This is a genomic window from Pseudomonas sp. JAI115 (genome assembly GCF_014200835.1).
In the GTDB taxonomy this organism is placed as follows: domain Bacteria; phylum Pseudomonadota; class Gammaproteobacteria; order Pseudomonadales; family Pseudomonadaceae; genus Aquipseudomonas; species Aquipseudomonas putida_A.
The window spans coordinates 199,409-212,357 of record NZ_JACHCY010000008.1 but is presented as its reverse complement, the minus strand read 5'-3'; the positions used below and the strand labels follow the sequence as shown (position 1 = coordinate 212,357).

The 12,949-nt window shown below is 60.6% G+C and carries 13 protein-coding genes; all 13 read right to left on the bottom strand.

Going from position 1 to position 12,949, the window contains the following annotated elements; all coding sequences use genetic code 11:
- Positions 1–105 precede the first annotated feature (105 nt).
- Positions 106–1,104, bottom strand: a complete 999-nt coding sequence (locus tag HDC30_RS19455) for an ADP-ribosylglycohydrolase family protein (protein ID WP_027612373.1) — start codon at positions 1,102–1,104, stop codon at positions 106–108.
- Positions 1,101–1,814 (bottom strand): GntR family transcriptional regulator, encoded by a 714-nt coding sequence (locus tag HDC30_RS19450; RefSeq protein WP_027612372.1) that lies wholly within the window; start codon positions 1,812–1,814, stop codon positions 1,101–1,103. Before HDC30_RS19450 ends, HDC30_RS19455 begins: the two co-directional genes overlap by 4 nt.
- 187 nt (positions 1,815–2,001) lie before the next feature.
- A complete protein-coding gene (gene araH, locus HDC30_RS19445; protein WP_027612371.1) occupies positions 2,002–2,970 on the bottom strand; it encodes an L-arabinose ABC transporter permease AraH in 969 nt (322 codons plus the stop codon).
- 12 nt (positions 2,971–2,982) lie between these two features.
- Positions 2,983–4,527 carry an L-arabinose ABC transporter ATP-binding protein AraG gene (araG, locus tag HDC30_RS19440; RefSeq protein ID WP_027612370.1) on the bottom strand — a complete coding sequence of 515 codons (1,545 nt, stop codon included), beginning with the start codon at positions 4,525–4,527 and terminating at the stop codon, positions 2,983–2,985.
- Positions 4,528–4,560: 33 nt separating this feature from the next.
- A complete protein-coding gene (locus tag HDC30_RS19435) occupies positions 4,561–5,565 on the bottom strand; it encodes a substrate-binding domain-containing protein (RefSeq protein WP_027612369.1) in 1,005 nt (334 codons plus the stop codon).
- Positions 5,566–5,700: 135 nt separating this feature from the next.
- Entirely contained in the window at positions 5,701–6,519 is an 819-nt protein-coding gene (locus HDC30_RS19430; RefSeq protein WP_183784432.1) for an SDR family oxidoreductase, read from the bottom strand.
- A gap of 270 nt (positions 6,520–6,789) precedes the next feature.
- On the bottom strand, positions 6,790–7,665 hold the full coding sequence (locus tag HDC30_RS19425) for an SMP-30/gluconolactonase/LRE family protein (protein ID WP_097088444.1): 876 nt from the start codon (positions 7,663–7,665) through the stop codon (positions 6,790–6,792).
- Positions 7,666–7,797: 132 nt separating this feature from the next.
- Positions 7,798–8,514, bottom strand: a complete 717-nt coding sequence (locus tag HDC30_RS19420; RefSeq protein ID WP_097088446.1) for a FadR/GntR family transcriptional regulator — start codon at positions 8,512–8,514, stop codon at positions 7,798–7,800.
- A gap of 192 nt (positions 8,515–8,706) precedes the next feature.
- Positions 8,707–9,267, bottom strand: coding sequence for a DUF1285 domain-containing protein (locus tag HDC30_RS19415; RefSeq protein ID WP_097088448.1), 561 nt, complete (start codon positions 9,265–9,267; stop codon positions 8,707–8,709).
- 15 nt (positions 9,268–9,282) lie between these two features.
- Positions 9,283–9,888 (bottom strand): DUF4823 domain-containing protein, encoded by a 606-nt coding sequence (locus tag HDC30_RS19410; protein WP_007967613.1) that lies wholly within the window; start codon positions 9,886–9,888, stop codon positions 9,283–9,285.
- Between the two features lie 169 nt (positions 9,889–10,057).
- Positions 10,058–11,026: a GTP 3',8-cyclase MoaA gene (locus HDC30_RS19405; protein WP_098965014.1), complete on the bottom strand. Its 969-nt coding sequence runs from the start codon at positions 11,024–11,026 to the stop codon at positions 10,058–10,060.
- A gap of 137 nt (positions 11,027–11,163) precedes the next feature.
- Complete coding sequence (locus tag HDC30_RS19400) at positions 11,164–11,802, bottom strand: TetR/AcrR family transcriptional regulator (protein WP_007950805.1); 639 nt, start codon at positions 11,800–11,802, stop codon at positions 11,164–11,166.
- Positions 11,803–12,154: 352 nt separating this feature from the next.
- The gene (locus tag HDC30_RS19395) at positions 12,155–12,946 is read right to left on the bottom strand and encodes a TatD family hydrolase (protein ID WP_103369216.1); all 792 of its coding nucleotides are present in this window, start codon (positions 12,944–12,946) and stop codon (positions 12,155–12,157) included.
- Positions 12,947–12,949 lie beyond the last annotated feature (3 nt).

The window sequence follows — 12,949 nt, the reverse complement described above, 5'->3', positions numbered from 1 at the left end:
CTCCCACGGTCTGTACTGGTCAGAGTCAGAATCGAGTCTGTAGTCCCGCCCACCCCTTCAAGTCTAAACATACAAGCGAGCCTGCTCGCGAAGGCGTCCGCCCGATCAACGCAAGGCCAACAGCCCCTGCACCAACGGCTCAAGCTCCAGATGATTGACAGCCTTCACCGTCTCGATCATCTCGGCAGGCCAGCTCTCAAGGCCCAGGCAGGCCCCGAGCATGGCGCCAAGAATCGCCGCGATGGTGTCAGTGTCGCCGCCAAGGCTGGCGGCCATGCACAACGCTTCGAACGCGCTCATTTCGCCGACCGCCACTTGCTGCGCCAGGGCGAACGACACCACGACCGATTCCTGCGAGGCCACCGACGTGCCGATCACGTCGTACAGCAGATCCGCCAACAGCGCCTTGTCGCTATCGACGCTGATGGTTCGCGCCCAACTGATGCGCGAAGCGATGCGCCCGCCGGCCACCCAGTGCCCATGTGCCTCGGCCTGTTGCGCAATCTGCTGACCTAGGTTCAGCGCTTCGCCCAGGTCCATGCCGTTGATCCCGGCCGAAACCACCGCCGCCACCGCCGCCGCGCTGGAAATCCCAAGCGTGGTGTTGTGGGTGACCTGACAGGCCTGCACCACGGCTGCGATGAAACGCTCGGGATCAGCGACGTCTGCCGCAATGCCCACCGGAGTGATGCGCATCGCCGCGCCGTTGGTGGTGCCGTAACGCCCGGCCTCCTCCGGCGAATGCCCGGCGAGGATCATTTCAATGGCGCGTTTGGTCGACGGGCCGAGCAGGTCCTGCGACCCCTTGGCCTGCATCTCGGCTTCCCATTCGATCAGCCGTTGGGCGAGGACTGCCGGCTCGATCTGACCCTTGCCTTCGACCAGCAACTGACCGACCAGAATCGCCTGTTCGGTGTCATCGGTGATCGAACCTTTGGGCATGTTGGCGGCGATCGGTTGCAGAGGACCGGCGTCCTGCAGATCAGTGATCCGGCCAAAGCGGGTCTTGATCGTTTCGCGGTTCAACGATTGCGTCGGCATGCCCAGCGCATCACCGAGGGCCAGGCCATAAAACGCACCGAGGGCACGGTTGAGCGCGGTCATTTCGATTCTCCAAATTGCAGGTGCAGGCGGAAATGCACCGGGTCGAGCAGGCTTTCGACCTGCTCCATGAAACGGTTCTGCCGGTCGTAGGTGGTACGCAGGGCCTTGAGGAACACGGTGCCGACCGGGCGCCCGAGCAGTTCGGCGTCTTCGGCATTGAGTGGTTCGGCGCCGATCCACTGATCGCCGCGCTCGCCGATGTAGCCGTAGGCAGCGAGGGTGATGGTCAGCGAGTTGTCGATCAGACCGACCCGCGGTAGGCTTTCCAGGCCGCCGGTGGCCGGCATCAAAGAACGTTCAAGGGACACCAGCGTGCCGTCGTTGGAACGACGACGGCGATCGAGGGTGATGAATTGGTCGGTGCCGAAGCGCGAAAGCAGATCAGGCCGCGTCACCGCTTCCAGGCGCAGCACTTCGGTGTTGATCAGCGCCCCGCTGTCGGCCAACGCCTGCGCCCAGCCGCTGCGCTGATCGAGCGCTACACCGTCGAACGTGACAATGGAGCCGACCCCGCTTTGCGTGGCGATGTAATTGCGCCGCTTCAGTTCGGCCAGCGCTTCGCGCAACGTGCCACGGCTGACGTTGAATTCCTGAGCCAACTGATGCTCGCCGGGCAACAGAAAGCCGTCCTCCATGAGGCCGCTTTCAATGCGCCGGACGAGTTCGTCGACCACCCGTTGTTTCTTGTCAAATCGTACCTGTCTAATCATGTACAAAGTGATAACCGAAACGGGCGCGGGCGAGCAAGGAATTTTTAGGAGAGATGACGGAAGGTCTGGCTCGGCGCGGTCCCCTGTGGGAGCGGGCTTGCTCGCGAAAGCGCTGTGTCAGACGCCGAAAATATTGACTGACACGCCGCATTCGCGAGCAAGCCCGCTCCCACAGGGGGATTGAAGATTACCGCTGTTTGAGGCGATCGATGACGACGGCCAGCAACAGAATCGAACCACGAATCACATACTGATAAAACGTATCAATGTTCTTCAGGTTCATCGCGTTCTCGATGATCGCCAGAATCAGCACCCCGGCAATCACATGCCGGATCATGCCGATCCCGCCACTGAGCGACACCCCGCCAAGCACACACGCCGAAATCACCGTCAGCTCGAAACCCTGGCCAATCATTGGCTGCCCAGAGGTCATCCGCGACGCCAGAATCACCCCGGCCAGCGCGCCGATCACGCCGTGCACGGCGAAGATGATGATCTTGGTCCGGTCAACGTTGACGCCGGCGAGCAACGCCGCTTCCTGGTTGCCACCGATGGCCATGGTGTTGCGCCCGTAGGTGGTGTAGTTCAGCAGCCAGCCGAAGAACAGGAAGCAGACGATGGTGATCAGGATCGGCACCGGCACGCCGAACAGCTGGCCGTTGCCGAAGACGAAGAACGATTCCTGCGACACGCCCACCGCTTTGCCGTTGGCAAAAATGTAGGCCAGGCCGCGAACGATCTGCATGGTCGCCAGCGTGGTGATCAACGCGTTGACCCGCAACTTGGCGATCACGATGCCGTTGATCAGCCCGACAATCAGACCCATCACCAGCGCTGCGCTGACGCCGAGGAACACGCTGTTGGTGTCGCGCATCACCACCGCAGCAACGACCCCCGCGCAGGCGATCACCGAGCCCACCGACAAGTCGAAGTGACCTGACGCCAGGCAATACAGCATGGTGCACGCGGCAATGCCGGTGGTGGAAATCGCCAGCCCCAGCCCGCGCATGTTCAGCGGCGAGAGGAAGTTATCGATCAGCAGCGTGCAGGCGACGAAGATACCGATCGCCGCCAGCAGCATGACCCAGTCGTCGAGGAAGCGCCGCAGGTCCAGCGGTTTGCGGGGAGTCGGCAGCGCCTTGTTTTGGATGGTCATCATAGTCACCTCTCAGTTCGCCACGCCGTCAGCGCGATGGCGCGGCAAAGCCAGTTGCAGCAGGTTGGATTCATTGGCCTGGTCGCGGCTGACTTCGCCGCGCAGCGCGCCTTCGCAGAGCACCAGAATGCGGTCGGAAATGCCCATCACCTCCATGAGGTCACTGGACACCACGATCACCGAAATCCCGTCGGCGGCCAGGTTATGGATGATCTGGTAGATCTCGGCCTTGGCGCCGATGTCGATGCCGCGAGTCGGCTCGTCGAGCAGCAGCACCTTCATCGGCATCGACAGCCAGCGGCCGAGAATCGCCTTCTGCTGATTGCCGCCGGACAGGAATTTGATCTGCTGACCGGCGTGCGGGGTTTTGACTTTCAGCGCCTTGATCTGCTTGTCGGCGTTGCCCTTCTCCCACAGCCCGCGCAGCAGGCAGCCGAGGCTGGCATTGGCGCCGCGCGCGCTGATGTTGATGTTCTCGGCAACGCTGGCCAGCGGGATGATCCCCTCTTTTTTACGGTCCTCGGGGCACAGCAGGATCCCGGCGGCAATCGCGTCACGCGGCGAGCGCAACTTCAATTCATGCCCGCGCAATTCGAGGCGTCCGGCGGTGTTGCGCTCCAGCCCGCTGAGCAAGCGGAACAGCTCGGTGCGCCCGGCCCCGACCAGACCGAACAGCCCGAGAATCTCGCCCTTGTGCGCCTCGAAACTCACCGGCTCACGCAGCCCCGGGCCGAGCAAACCGTCGACCTTCAACGCCACCGCGCCGCGTGGACGACTGCGGTAATCGTAGATGTCCTGAATGTCGCGGCCGACCATGCAGGTCACCAGTTGATCGTGGGTCAACTGGCTCATGTCATCGAAGGTGCGCACGTAACGGCCGTCCTTGAACACCGTCACCGCATCGCAAATGCGGAACACTTCTTCCATGCGATGCGAGACGTAGAGCACCACTTTGCCCTCATCGCGCAGGCGGCTGATGATCGCCATCAAACGGTCGATTTCGCGCGCCGAGAGACTGCTGGTCGGCTCATCGAAGGCGATCACATGCGCGCCACGGGACAGCGCCTTGGCGATTTCCACCAGTTGCCGCTGGCCGAGCGACAGGCGCCCGACCTTGGTCTGCGGATCGATTTCATCGGCCAGGCCCTTGAGGCAGGCCAAGGCATTCTGGCGCAGGACGCCACGATTGATCAGGCCGAAACTGGCCGGCAGATGACCGAGAAACAGGTTCTCGGCCACGCTCATTTCCGGCACCAGATGCAGCTCCTGGTGAATCACCGCGACGCCGCTGCCGATGCTGTCGGCGGTCGACTTGAACGCCATGGTCTGCTCGCCGATCTGCAACTCGCCGCTGCTCGGAATGTAGGCGCCACCGAGGATTTTCAGCAGGGTCGATTTGCCGGCGCCGTTCTCGCCCATCAAGGCGTGCACCTGCCCTGGATGGGCGACGAAGCTGATGGCGTCCAGCGCCTTGACCCCGGGGAAGGTCTTGCCGATCCCGTTGAAGCGCAGGCTGCCGCCGGCGCTGCTTGAGTGTGTCTGTACTTGCGCGTGCATCTGAGTCACCTCTTCACACCGATCGAGCAGCCATCAATTCCACAGGCCGATTTTTTCCAGCTCTTGCTTGAAGTTCTCGCGGGTGATCAGGGTGACGTCGTCCATCGCCGTGTACTTCGGCGGTTCTTTGCCGGTGGTGACCCACTCGTACATCATCTCGGCAGTCTTGTAGCCTTCGATGTGCGGGCTAGGCAGCATCGAACCGAAGAAACCGCTGTTGGGCTTTTTCAGCTCGCCGATGGCGTCGGTGCCGTTGATGCCGATACCAATCACATTGGCCGCAGCGAACCCGGCGGCTTCGGTGGCGCGGACGCCGCCGAGTACGGTGTTGTCGTTCATGCCGCCGATGATCAGGTTCTTTGCTGCGCTGGGCAGCTTGACCAGCGCCGAGTTGGTGGCGTCCATGCTGCCCGGCACATCGAGGGTTTTCAGCGCGGCGGTCAGGATGTGGTCTTTCGGCAGGCCGGCGTCTTCGAGCGCCTTCATCGAACCGTCGGTGCGCTTCTTGCCGGTGTCGAGTTCGTTGTAGGTGTTGACCACCGCGTAGGTGTCTTTCCAGTCCCAGTTGCGTTTCTTCGCCTCGGCGACCATCGCGTTGCCCTGCTTCTGGCCGACTTCGAACGCGGCCATGCCGAGGTACGGCACGTCCTCCATGAACTTGCCGTTGGCGTCGACGAAACGATCGTCCACGGCAATCACTTTGAGGTCATTGAGTTTGGCTTTGGCCATGATCGCCGGGCCGAGCGAGACATCCGGCGGGCAGATCACGAAGCCTTTGGCACCGTTGGCGGCAAGGCTGTCGATGGCCGAGAGGGTTTTCTCGCCGTCTGGCACGGCGATCTTGATCAGTTCGAAGCCTTTGTCCTTGGCGGCTTTCTCGGCGAAGGCCCACTCGGTCTGGAACCATGGCTCTTCAGCCTGTTTGACCAGGAAACCGATTTTCACGGCATCGGCAGCGAGCAGCGTACTGCTCAGACTGAACGCGGTGACCGCCAGGGCGGCACTGCACAGGGTACGAATCCCGAAACGACGTTTCATAGCTGACTCCTTGTTATTTTTTTTGAGCGTTATTTGAAAAGCGTTAAAGCCTGGTTTTGCAATGTAGGACAAAAATAGTCATATCGTATGATGATTGGATTTCACGCGGAGTTCACCGCCTGAAACACGATCCACTCAGTCGTGGTACATCACCGAGCGCCCACCATCGATGGTGATGCACGAGGCGTTGATGAACGGCGCTTCATCACTGGCCAGAAACACCGCGGTCATCGCCACTTCGAGCGGCTGGCCGATGCGTTTCGGCGGGTGCAGATCGAATGCGCGTTGACGCTCGGCGTGCGGATCGGCAAAGCCGTTCCAGTAATCGACGTTGAGTTGCGTCTCGATGTACCCCGGGGCGATGGCGTTGACCCGAACGCCCTTTGCCGCATATTCGATACCCAGCGCCCGGGTCAGCCCAAGCAGGCCGTGCTTGGCTACCGGGTACGGGAAACAGCCGGGAATGATGTGGCTGGAATGGGTCGAGGCGATGTTGATGATGCTGCCGACACCCTGCTCGATCATCTGCGGCAGCACGGCTTTGCAACCGTACCAGGCGCCGTCCAGATCGATGGCGAAGCAACGACGCCAGTCTTCTTCGGTCATTTGCAGCGGGTCGCGGAACACGTTGACCCCGGCGCAATTGACCAGCACGTCGATGCGCCCGTGCAGCTCAACCGCCAGTTTGGCCATGGCGTGCAAGTCCTGCTGGCGCGAGACGTCAGCCTTGATCGCCTGCACGTCGTAGCCCTTGTCGCGCCACTGGGCGGCAACCTTCTCGACCTTCTCTACCTGAATATCGCTGATCACCAGTCTGGCCTGCTGCGAGGCGAACGTGGCAACGATCGCCTCGCCGATGCCTTGAGCGGCACCGGTCAGCAGCACCACCTTGTTTTTCAGACGCTCACCCTTCGGCGGCGCGGGCACCGGCGGCAAGGAAAGAGGTTCAGCCATGGATCAGGACTCCTGTTCGTCAGCACAAAAAAACCGGGCATCTGCCGATGTCCGGTCTGGAAAACTGTGAAAACGAAACAGGCAGGCGCGGCGAGCGACGCCGGTCCGTTGCGAGACGCTGACTCCGCTGAGGAGTGCGATAGAGGTTCGCTGCATCACTTCACCTGTTTTGTTCTTTTTAAGTGTGAGTGCGTGTTACTGCTGGAGCCGACTATAAACCCGACTGCCAAATAATCTCAATATATAATTTTGCATCCCATATTTTGGGATTTAGCCAGCGAAGCGTGTGCAAAGTTTGCCCGGCACATCGACCCTCATCGACAGGACTGCGCCATCCAGTGGATGGTTGCGCGGACTCTGGGCGCTGGTGATGTACAGGGTTTTCAGGTCTTCGCCGCCGAATACGCAACTGGTTGGACGGCTGACAGGCAGATCGATTTTACGGTCGACCTTGCCGTCCGGCGTAAGGCGCAGCAGGCAACTGCCGTCCCAACGGGCGTTCCAGACATAACCCTCGGCGTCGACTGCCGATCCGTCCGGGCCACCATTCTGGTCAGGGCCATACCAGATCTCGGCGTTATCCAGATTGCCGTCGGTGTGAATAAAATAGCGATTGAGCGCCCCGTCGAGGCTGTCGCCGAACAGCAGCGTGGTGCCGTCATCACTCCACAGCAGTGTGTTGGGAATGCCGAGACCGAGCAGCAATGGAGTGACACGCTGGTCGGGATCAATGCGAAACAAGCCGCCGGAACGACGCTCGATCGGCAGGTCTTCGCCGTTGTCACCGATGTTGTTCTGCATGGTGCCGAGCCACAGTCGGCCCTGGGCGTCGCAGCGCGCTTCGTTGGGCCGATTGCCCGGTTGCGGGTCGGCGATGCAGAACAGCGTCAGGTTCGGCTCAAGGCCGGGGGAATCGAGATCCAGGCGATAGACGCCGCTGCTCAGGGTCACCAGCGCGTCGCCGCTGGCACAGGGGATGAACGCGGAAACGTGCTCGGGCATCTGCCAGATCTGCACGTTGTTGCCGATCAGCCGCAGCACCTGCTTGCCAGCGATATCGACCCAGTACAGCGCCTGGGTCGGGGCGTCCCAGAATGGCCCTTCACCGAGCCTGGCGCGGTGTTGAGTTACGGCGGTCAACGGCATATCGAATCCTTCATGTTGTTGTTTTAACTGTAGGAGTGAGCCTGCTCGCGATAGCGGTGGGTCAGTGACGACGATTGTGACTGACCCACCGCCATCGCGAGCAGGCTCACTCCTACAGGGGGATTTGTGTTTTCAACTGGCTTTTTTGTCGGCCATCACCTGCGGGTAAAAGCGTTTGATCGCCAGGTCGGCGTTGTCGATCAAGGTCATGCAGGCCCAGACCCCGCGTGCTGAATCACGGGCAGCAATGGCGTCGGCCATGTCTTTGTGGATCGGCAAGGTGCGACGCAGTTCATCGGGGTCGGCAGCGGAGACTTCAAACGACACGGCGAGCAAGGCGCCGAGGGCCGGGACCATTTGCTCGATGAACTGGTTGTGGCTGGCCGCCAGAATGCATTCGTGGAAGGCCTGGTCGGCACGGTTGTAATCAACGCCGCTGTCGACCGCCCGTTCCAGCGCGTTGTAGGCCAGTTGCACCGCGTGAATCTGCTCCAGGCTGGCGCGCTCGCAGGCCCAGCGCACGGCCATCGGTTCGATGGTGCGGCGCAAGTCGAGCAGGTCATCAACAAAGTTTTCCGGCAGGCCGTTGCGTGAGAGCCAGCCGACGACTTGCGGATCGAACAGGTTCCAGCGCCGTACCGGTAACACGCGAGTGCCAACCTTAGGCCCGACTTCGAGCATGCCTTTGGCGACCAGGGTCTTGATCGCTTCGCGAATCACCGTGCGGCTGACACCTAACTGCTCGCCCAGATCCGCCTCGACCTTGATCGCCTGCCCCGGCTTGACCTGGCCAGCGGCAATCCAGCTGCCCAGCCAATCGACCGTTGATGCATGAAAGCTGCTGGACATGGACACCTCAAAGCGGTTCGCGATGGGTGTCCACGCTAATGATCATATGATTGGGTGTCAAATCAGATTTTCAGGTTGTCCATCAATCAATGTGGGAGGGGGCTTGCTCCCGAAGGCAGTGCAGCAGTCAATACATAGGGTGACTGTCACACCGCCTTCGGGAGCAAGCCCCCTCCCACATTTGATTCATTGTCAGGGTTCGAGGCCGATCCGGAAGAACTCGCCGCCGCTCCACACACCCAACCAGCGCTGCCCATCGATCTCACGACTGACCGCCAGTTCCACCAGTTGGTAAAACACATTGCGGTGAATCAACGCTTCGAGGTTGGTGCGCACGTGCACATAAGGCGCGGGTTCCTGAGTCACCGGGTCGATCTCGACGCGGATCGGATGTTCCGGCCCGGCCTCAGCAGTCTCTTCAACGTTGGTAGTGAAACGCAGGACCTGCGCTTCGCCCTCGCCTTCGGCTTCCACGGCAATCGCCACGAACGGCGCATCGTCGACTTTGATCCCGACCTTTTCGACCGGGGTAATCAGGAAGTAATCATCGCCGTCGCGGCGGATGATGGTGGAGAACAGCTTGACCATCGGCTTGCGCCCGATCGGCGTGCCCAGGTAATACCAGGTGCCGTCGCGGGCGATGCGCATATCGATGTCGCCGCAGAAGTCCGGGTTCCACAAGTGCACCGGCGGCAGGCCTTTGGTTTTGGGGATCTGCCCCAACAGGTCATTGGCTTTTTGCGGTCCACTCATGGCGTACTCCTTGGTTTATTGGTCGCCGACTCCCAGCAGGCTGCGCGCGTATTGCGCCAGCGGCGGGCCGATCAGGTCTTCCGGCTTGTTATCGTGGAACGTCAGTAAACCGCCACGACTCTTGATCCGTGCAGTATCAATCAAATACTGGGTGCTGGTCTCGATCAACATGATCTGAATCACCCCGCCATCGATGCCGAGGCGATCCACGGCCTCCTGATCGAGCCATTCGTCAGAGTTACCGATACGGTCGTCAGCCTTGGCGAAACGGGTGTACAGCAGGTAGTGCGCGCCGGCATCGCGGGCTTCGCCCATCGCCTGATCGAGGCCTTCAGGGGCACGCGCGCGGCGGACCATCGGGAAGTATTCGACAAAACCCTTGAACGCTTCTTCTGCCACCACGTTCGGGCGCGGATAGGAGCCACCCGGCGGTGCAAATGCGCCCTGAGCGATGTAGATGAACGAATCCGGCTGAATGCGGAAGTTGTTCACCCGACGGCTGTCGCTGTGATCCAGCAGCCCCGCGTCGCTCATCTGATAGCGAGTGCCTTCGGCCATATCGCTGACAGTCATACAGCCGCCAAGCGCCAAAACGGCCAGCAGCAAAACCAGGCTACGCATCCTCATCCTCCAAAAGCCGGTGACGGAAAACCGGCGAATGGCCGTTGGATGCAGCTTTTGCGCCAGCTCAGGATCTTCGTCGAATGATGAATCGCTTTCGCGAGCAGACTCGCTCCCACAGGATTGCGCAAAACCCAGCGGGAGCGAGCCTGCTCGCGAAAAAGAGGGATCAGCCGCCGATAATCTTCATGACGGTCGCACCACCGGAGAACGCCACTTCCTGCTTGTCGCCCAACGCCTTGACCAACAGACGCTGCAACGCCGGCAACGCCTGATGGCGAGGCTTGTCGAGCAGATCACCGACATAGTGGCGGTTGCTCGACGACAGGCAGCCATGCAGCCAACCGGTCGACGACAGACGCAAGCGCGAACAGGTTCTGCAGAACGGCACGCTTTCGTTGGCGATCACGCCGAAATGGCCGCGGCCCGGTATCGCATAGCGCACGGCCGTGGCATCCACCGGCGCATCTGCCTGGGCGTACTCGTAGCGCTCGCCGATCAGGCTCAGCAGTTGCTGCAGGCTGACGAACTGTTGCAGGAAGGCGTTGGAGTCGGTGGCGAGGTGGCCCATGCGCATCAACTCGATGAAACGCAACTCATAGCCCCGTTCCAGGCAGTAATCGAGCAGCGGCATCACCTGATCCAGGTTCTGCCCACGCAACGGCACCATGTTGACCTTGATCTTCAGTCCCGCCGCTTTCGCCTGGTCCATGCCATCGAGCACGGTCGCCAGATCGCCGCCACGGGCGATACTGCGGAACGCGCCGGCATCCAGGGTATCGAGGGATACGTTGATCCGGCGCAGACCGGCGTCCACCAGCAGCGGCAGCTTCTTCGCCAGGAGTTGACCATTGGTGGTCAGGCTGATGTCTTCCAGGCCCATCTTGCCGACGGCACTCATGAAAGATTCGAGTTTGGGGCTGACCAGCGGCTCGCCACCGGTGATGCGCAAGCGCTCGATGCCGGCGGCTTCGATGAGATAAGCCACGCCGCGGGCCATGGCCTCGGCCGACAGTTCATCCTGCGCAGCCACCAACCGCTTGCCGTTGGGCACACAGTAGGTACAGGCGTAATTGCAGGCTGAAGTCAGGCTGATGCGCAAATTGCGAAAACGCCTGCCTTGACGGTCAACGATCATGATCACTCCGGCGATAGAATTTCGAGCCGCTAAAACTTGACTCACAAATCAAGTTTTAGCAAGCCCTATGCCTGAGTATATTCCTGCGGTACTGCGTCATGTAGCGAAATCATGGCGCAATAAGGCCGCTGAATGATTCAGCTGCTCGGCGTTTCCGGGTCGCGCTTGCGCTTGTTGCCCATGCGCACGCCGATGTCCATCAGGAACTGGAAGAAACCTTCCTGATCTTCCAGCACATTGCTCCAGAACGGCGAGTGATACAGCGCCACCGCGCCGTGCACCAGCGCCCAGGACGCGCAGTAGTGGAAGTATGGCGGCACGTCTTCGAGCTTGCCTTCGCTGATCCGGCCTTTGATGAGCAGGGTCAGGCGTTCGAAGTTCGAGGCACGGATCTTGTGCAGCTCCTCGACCATTTCCGGTACCTGATTGCCTTTCACCACCTTCTCTTCGAGACGGTCGAACAGGCGATAGCGCTGAGGGTCGCGCATACGGAATTCGAAGTAGGCACGGGACAGCGCTTCCTTGTCCTTGTCGACATCGGCCGAATGCAGCAGCTCGTTCAAATCGCGCTCGTAATCAAGCATCAGCCGCAGATAGATCTCGGCCTTGGATTTGAAGTGCTTGTAGATCGTGCCTTTGCCGATACCCACGGCATCAGCAATCATCTCGACGGTGACGCTGTCTTCACCTTGTTCGAGGAACAGCTTGAGCGCGGTATCGAGAATTTCTTGCTCGCGGCGACGAAACTCACGGACCTTACGAGGTTCTTTGTGCATAAGAAAAGGTCTGTAGGGGTCAAAATTCGAAGCCGCGTATTATGCCTAACTTGCACAAAAATGCACGGATCATCCGACCATATCTGCGTTTCTTGTTCATTTTGCGAACGCCAGGGGTGCAATGAGAACTCAACTGAAGCGCACGTATTCCAAATTTGTTTAAAAACCCCGACCGGCTAACTGGACTGAACGCCAGACTGATCAATACTTGAACTGTCGGGCGGCATCTCCCCCAAGTGCCGTGCCGGTAAAGGTACCAAGGGACCGCGTGCCTTTGTTTTACTCCTAATGGTCTTAACCCGGATTCACCCCCCAGAACCCGGGTTTTTTTTGCCTGCGATTTGGCGGTGACCTACATGGCAGATTTGACAGAGGCCAGCGGAAACAGGCGCTTGAAGTTCTCGGTGGTCTGCTCGGCAAACCGCTCGTAGCTCTCCCCACGCAGCATCGCCAGAAACTCAGCCACTTCACGCACGTACTGCGGCAGGTTCGGCTTGCCGCGATAAGGGATCGGCGCCAGATACGGCGAGTCGGTCTCCACCAGCAAGCGATCGGCCGGCACCTTGCTCGCCACGTCGCGTAGGGCGTCGGCGTTGCGGAAGGTGACGATGCCGGACAGGGAAATGTAGTAGCCCATGTCCAGCGCGGCTTTGGCCATGTCCCAGTCTTCGGTGAAGCAATGCAGCACACCGGCCTGGGGCAATGCCGCTTCTCGCAGCAGCTCAAGGGTATCGGCACGGGCGCCGCGGGTGTGGATGATCACCGGCTTACCAGTCTGCTGTGCGGCTTGCAGGTGCAGGCGGAAGGATGCCTGCTGCAGCTCGGCGGCTTCCGGTTCGTAGTGATAATCCAGACCGGTTTCGCCGATCGCCACCACTTTCGGGTGATTGAGTTCGTGCAGCAGCCAGTCAAGTGCAGGCGCCGCGCCCGGTTGCACATCCAATGGGTGCACACCAACCGAGCAATCGACGTCGTCGTAGCGCTCGGCGAGGGCTTTGACGTCGGCGGCGTTATCGGCACTCACGCCGATACACAGGAAGTGTCCTACCCCTCGCTGGCGAGCCGCATCGAGTGCAGCATCCAGCGAACCGTCATGGGCGGCGAGGTCGAGGCGATCAAGGTGACAATGGGAATCTACGAGCATAAA

Coding starts and splice junctions, on each gene's coding strand:
- HDC30_RS19455 (WP_027612373.1), bottom strand. CDS start 1,104: ATGACCGCGCTCAACCGTGCCCTCGGTGCGTTTTATGGCCTGGCCCTC.
- HDC30_RS19450 (WP_027612372.1), bottom strand. CDS start 1,814: ATGATTAGACAGGTACGATTTGACAAGAAACAACGGGTGGTCGACGAA.
- araH (WP_027612371.1), bottom strand. CDS start 2,970: ATGACCATCCAAAACAAGGCGCTGCCGACTCCCCGCAAACCGCTGGAC.
- araG (WP_027612370.1), bottom strand. CDS start 4,527: ATGCACGCGCAAGTACAGACACACTCAAGCAGCGCCGGCGGCAGCCTG.
- HDC30_RS19435 (WP_027612369.1), bottom strand. CDS start 5,565: ATGAAACGTCGTTTCGGGATTCGTACCCTGTGCAGTGCCGCCCTGGCG.
- HDC30_RS19430 (WP_183784432.1), bottom strand. CDS start 6,519: ATGGCTGAACCTCTTTCCTTGCCGCCGGTGCCCGCGCCGCCGAAGGGT.
- HDC30_RS19425 (WP_097088444.1), bottom strand. CDS start 7,665: ATGCCGTTGACCGCCGTAACTCAACACCGCGCCAGGCTCGGTGAAGGG.
- HDC30_RS19420 (WP_097088446.1), bottom strand. CDS start 8,514: ATGTCCAGCAGCTTTCATGCATCAACGGTCGATTGGCTGGGCAGCTGG.
- HDC30_RS19415 (WP_097088448.1), bottom strand. CDS start 9,267: ATGAGTGGACCGCAAAAAGCCAATGACCTGTTGGGGCAGATCCCCAAA.
- HDC30_RS19410 (WP_007967613.1), bottom strand. CDS start 9,888: ATGCGTAGCCTGGTTTTGCTGCTGGCCGTTTTGGCGCTTGGCGGCTGT.
- HDC30_RS19405 (WP_098965014.1), bottom strand. CDS start 11,026: ATGATCGTTGACCGTCAAGGCAGGCGTTTTCGCAATTTGCGCATCAGC.
- HDC30_RS19400 (WP_007950805.1), bottom strand. CDS start 11,802: ATGCACAAAGAACCTCGTAAGGTCCGTGAGTTTCGTCGCCGCGAGCAA.
- HDC30_RS19395 (WP_103369216.1), bottom strand. CDS start 12,946: ATGCTCGTAGATTCCCATTGTCACCTTGATCGCCTCGACCTCGCCGCC.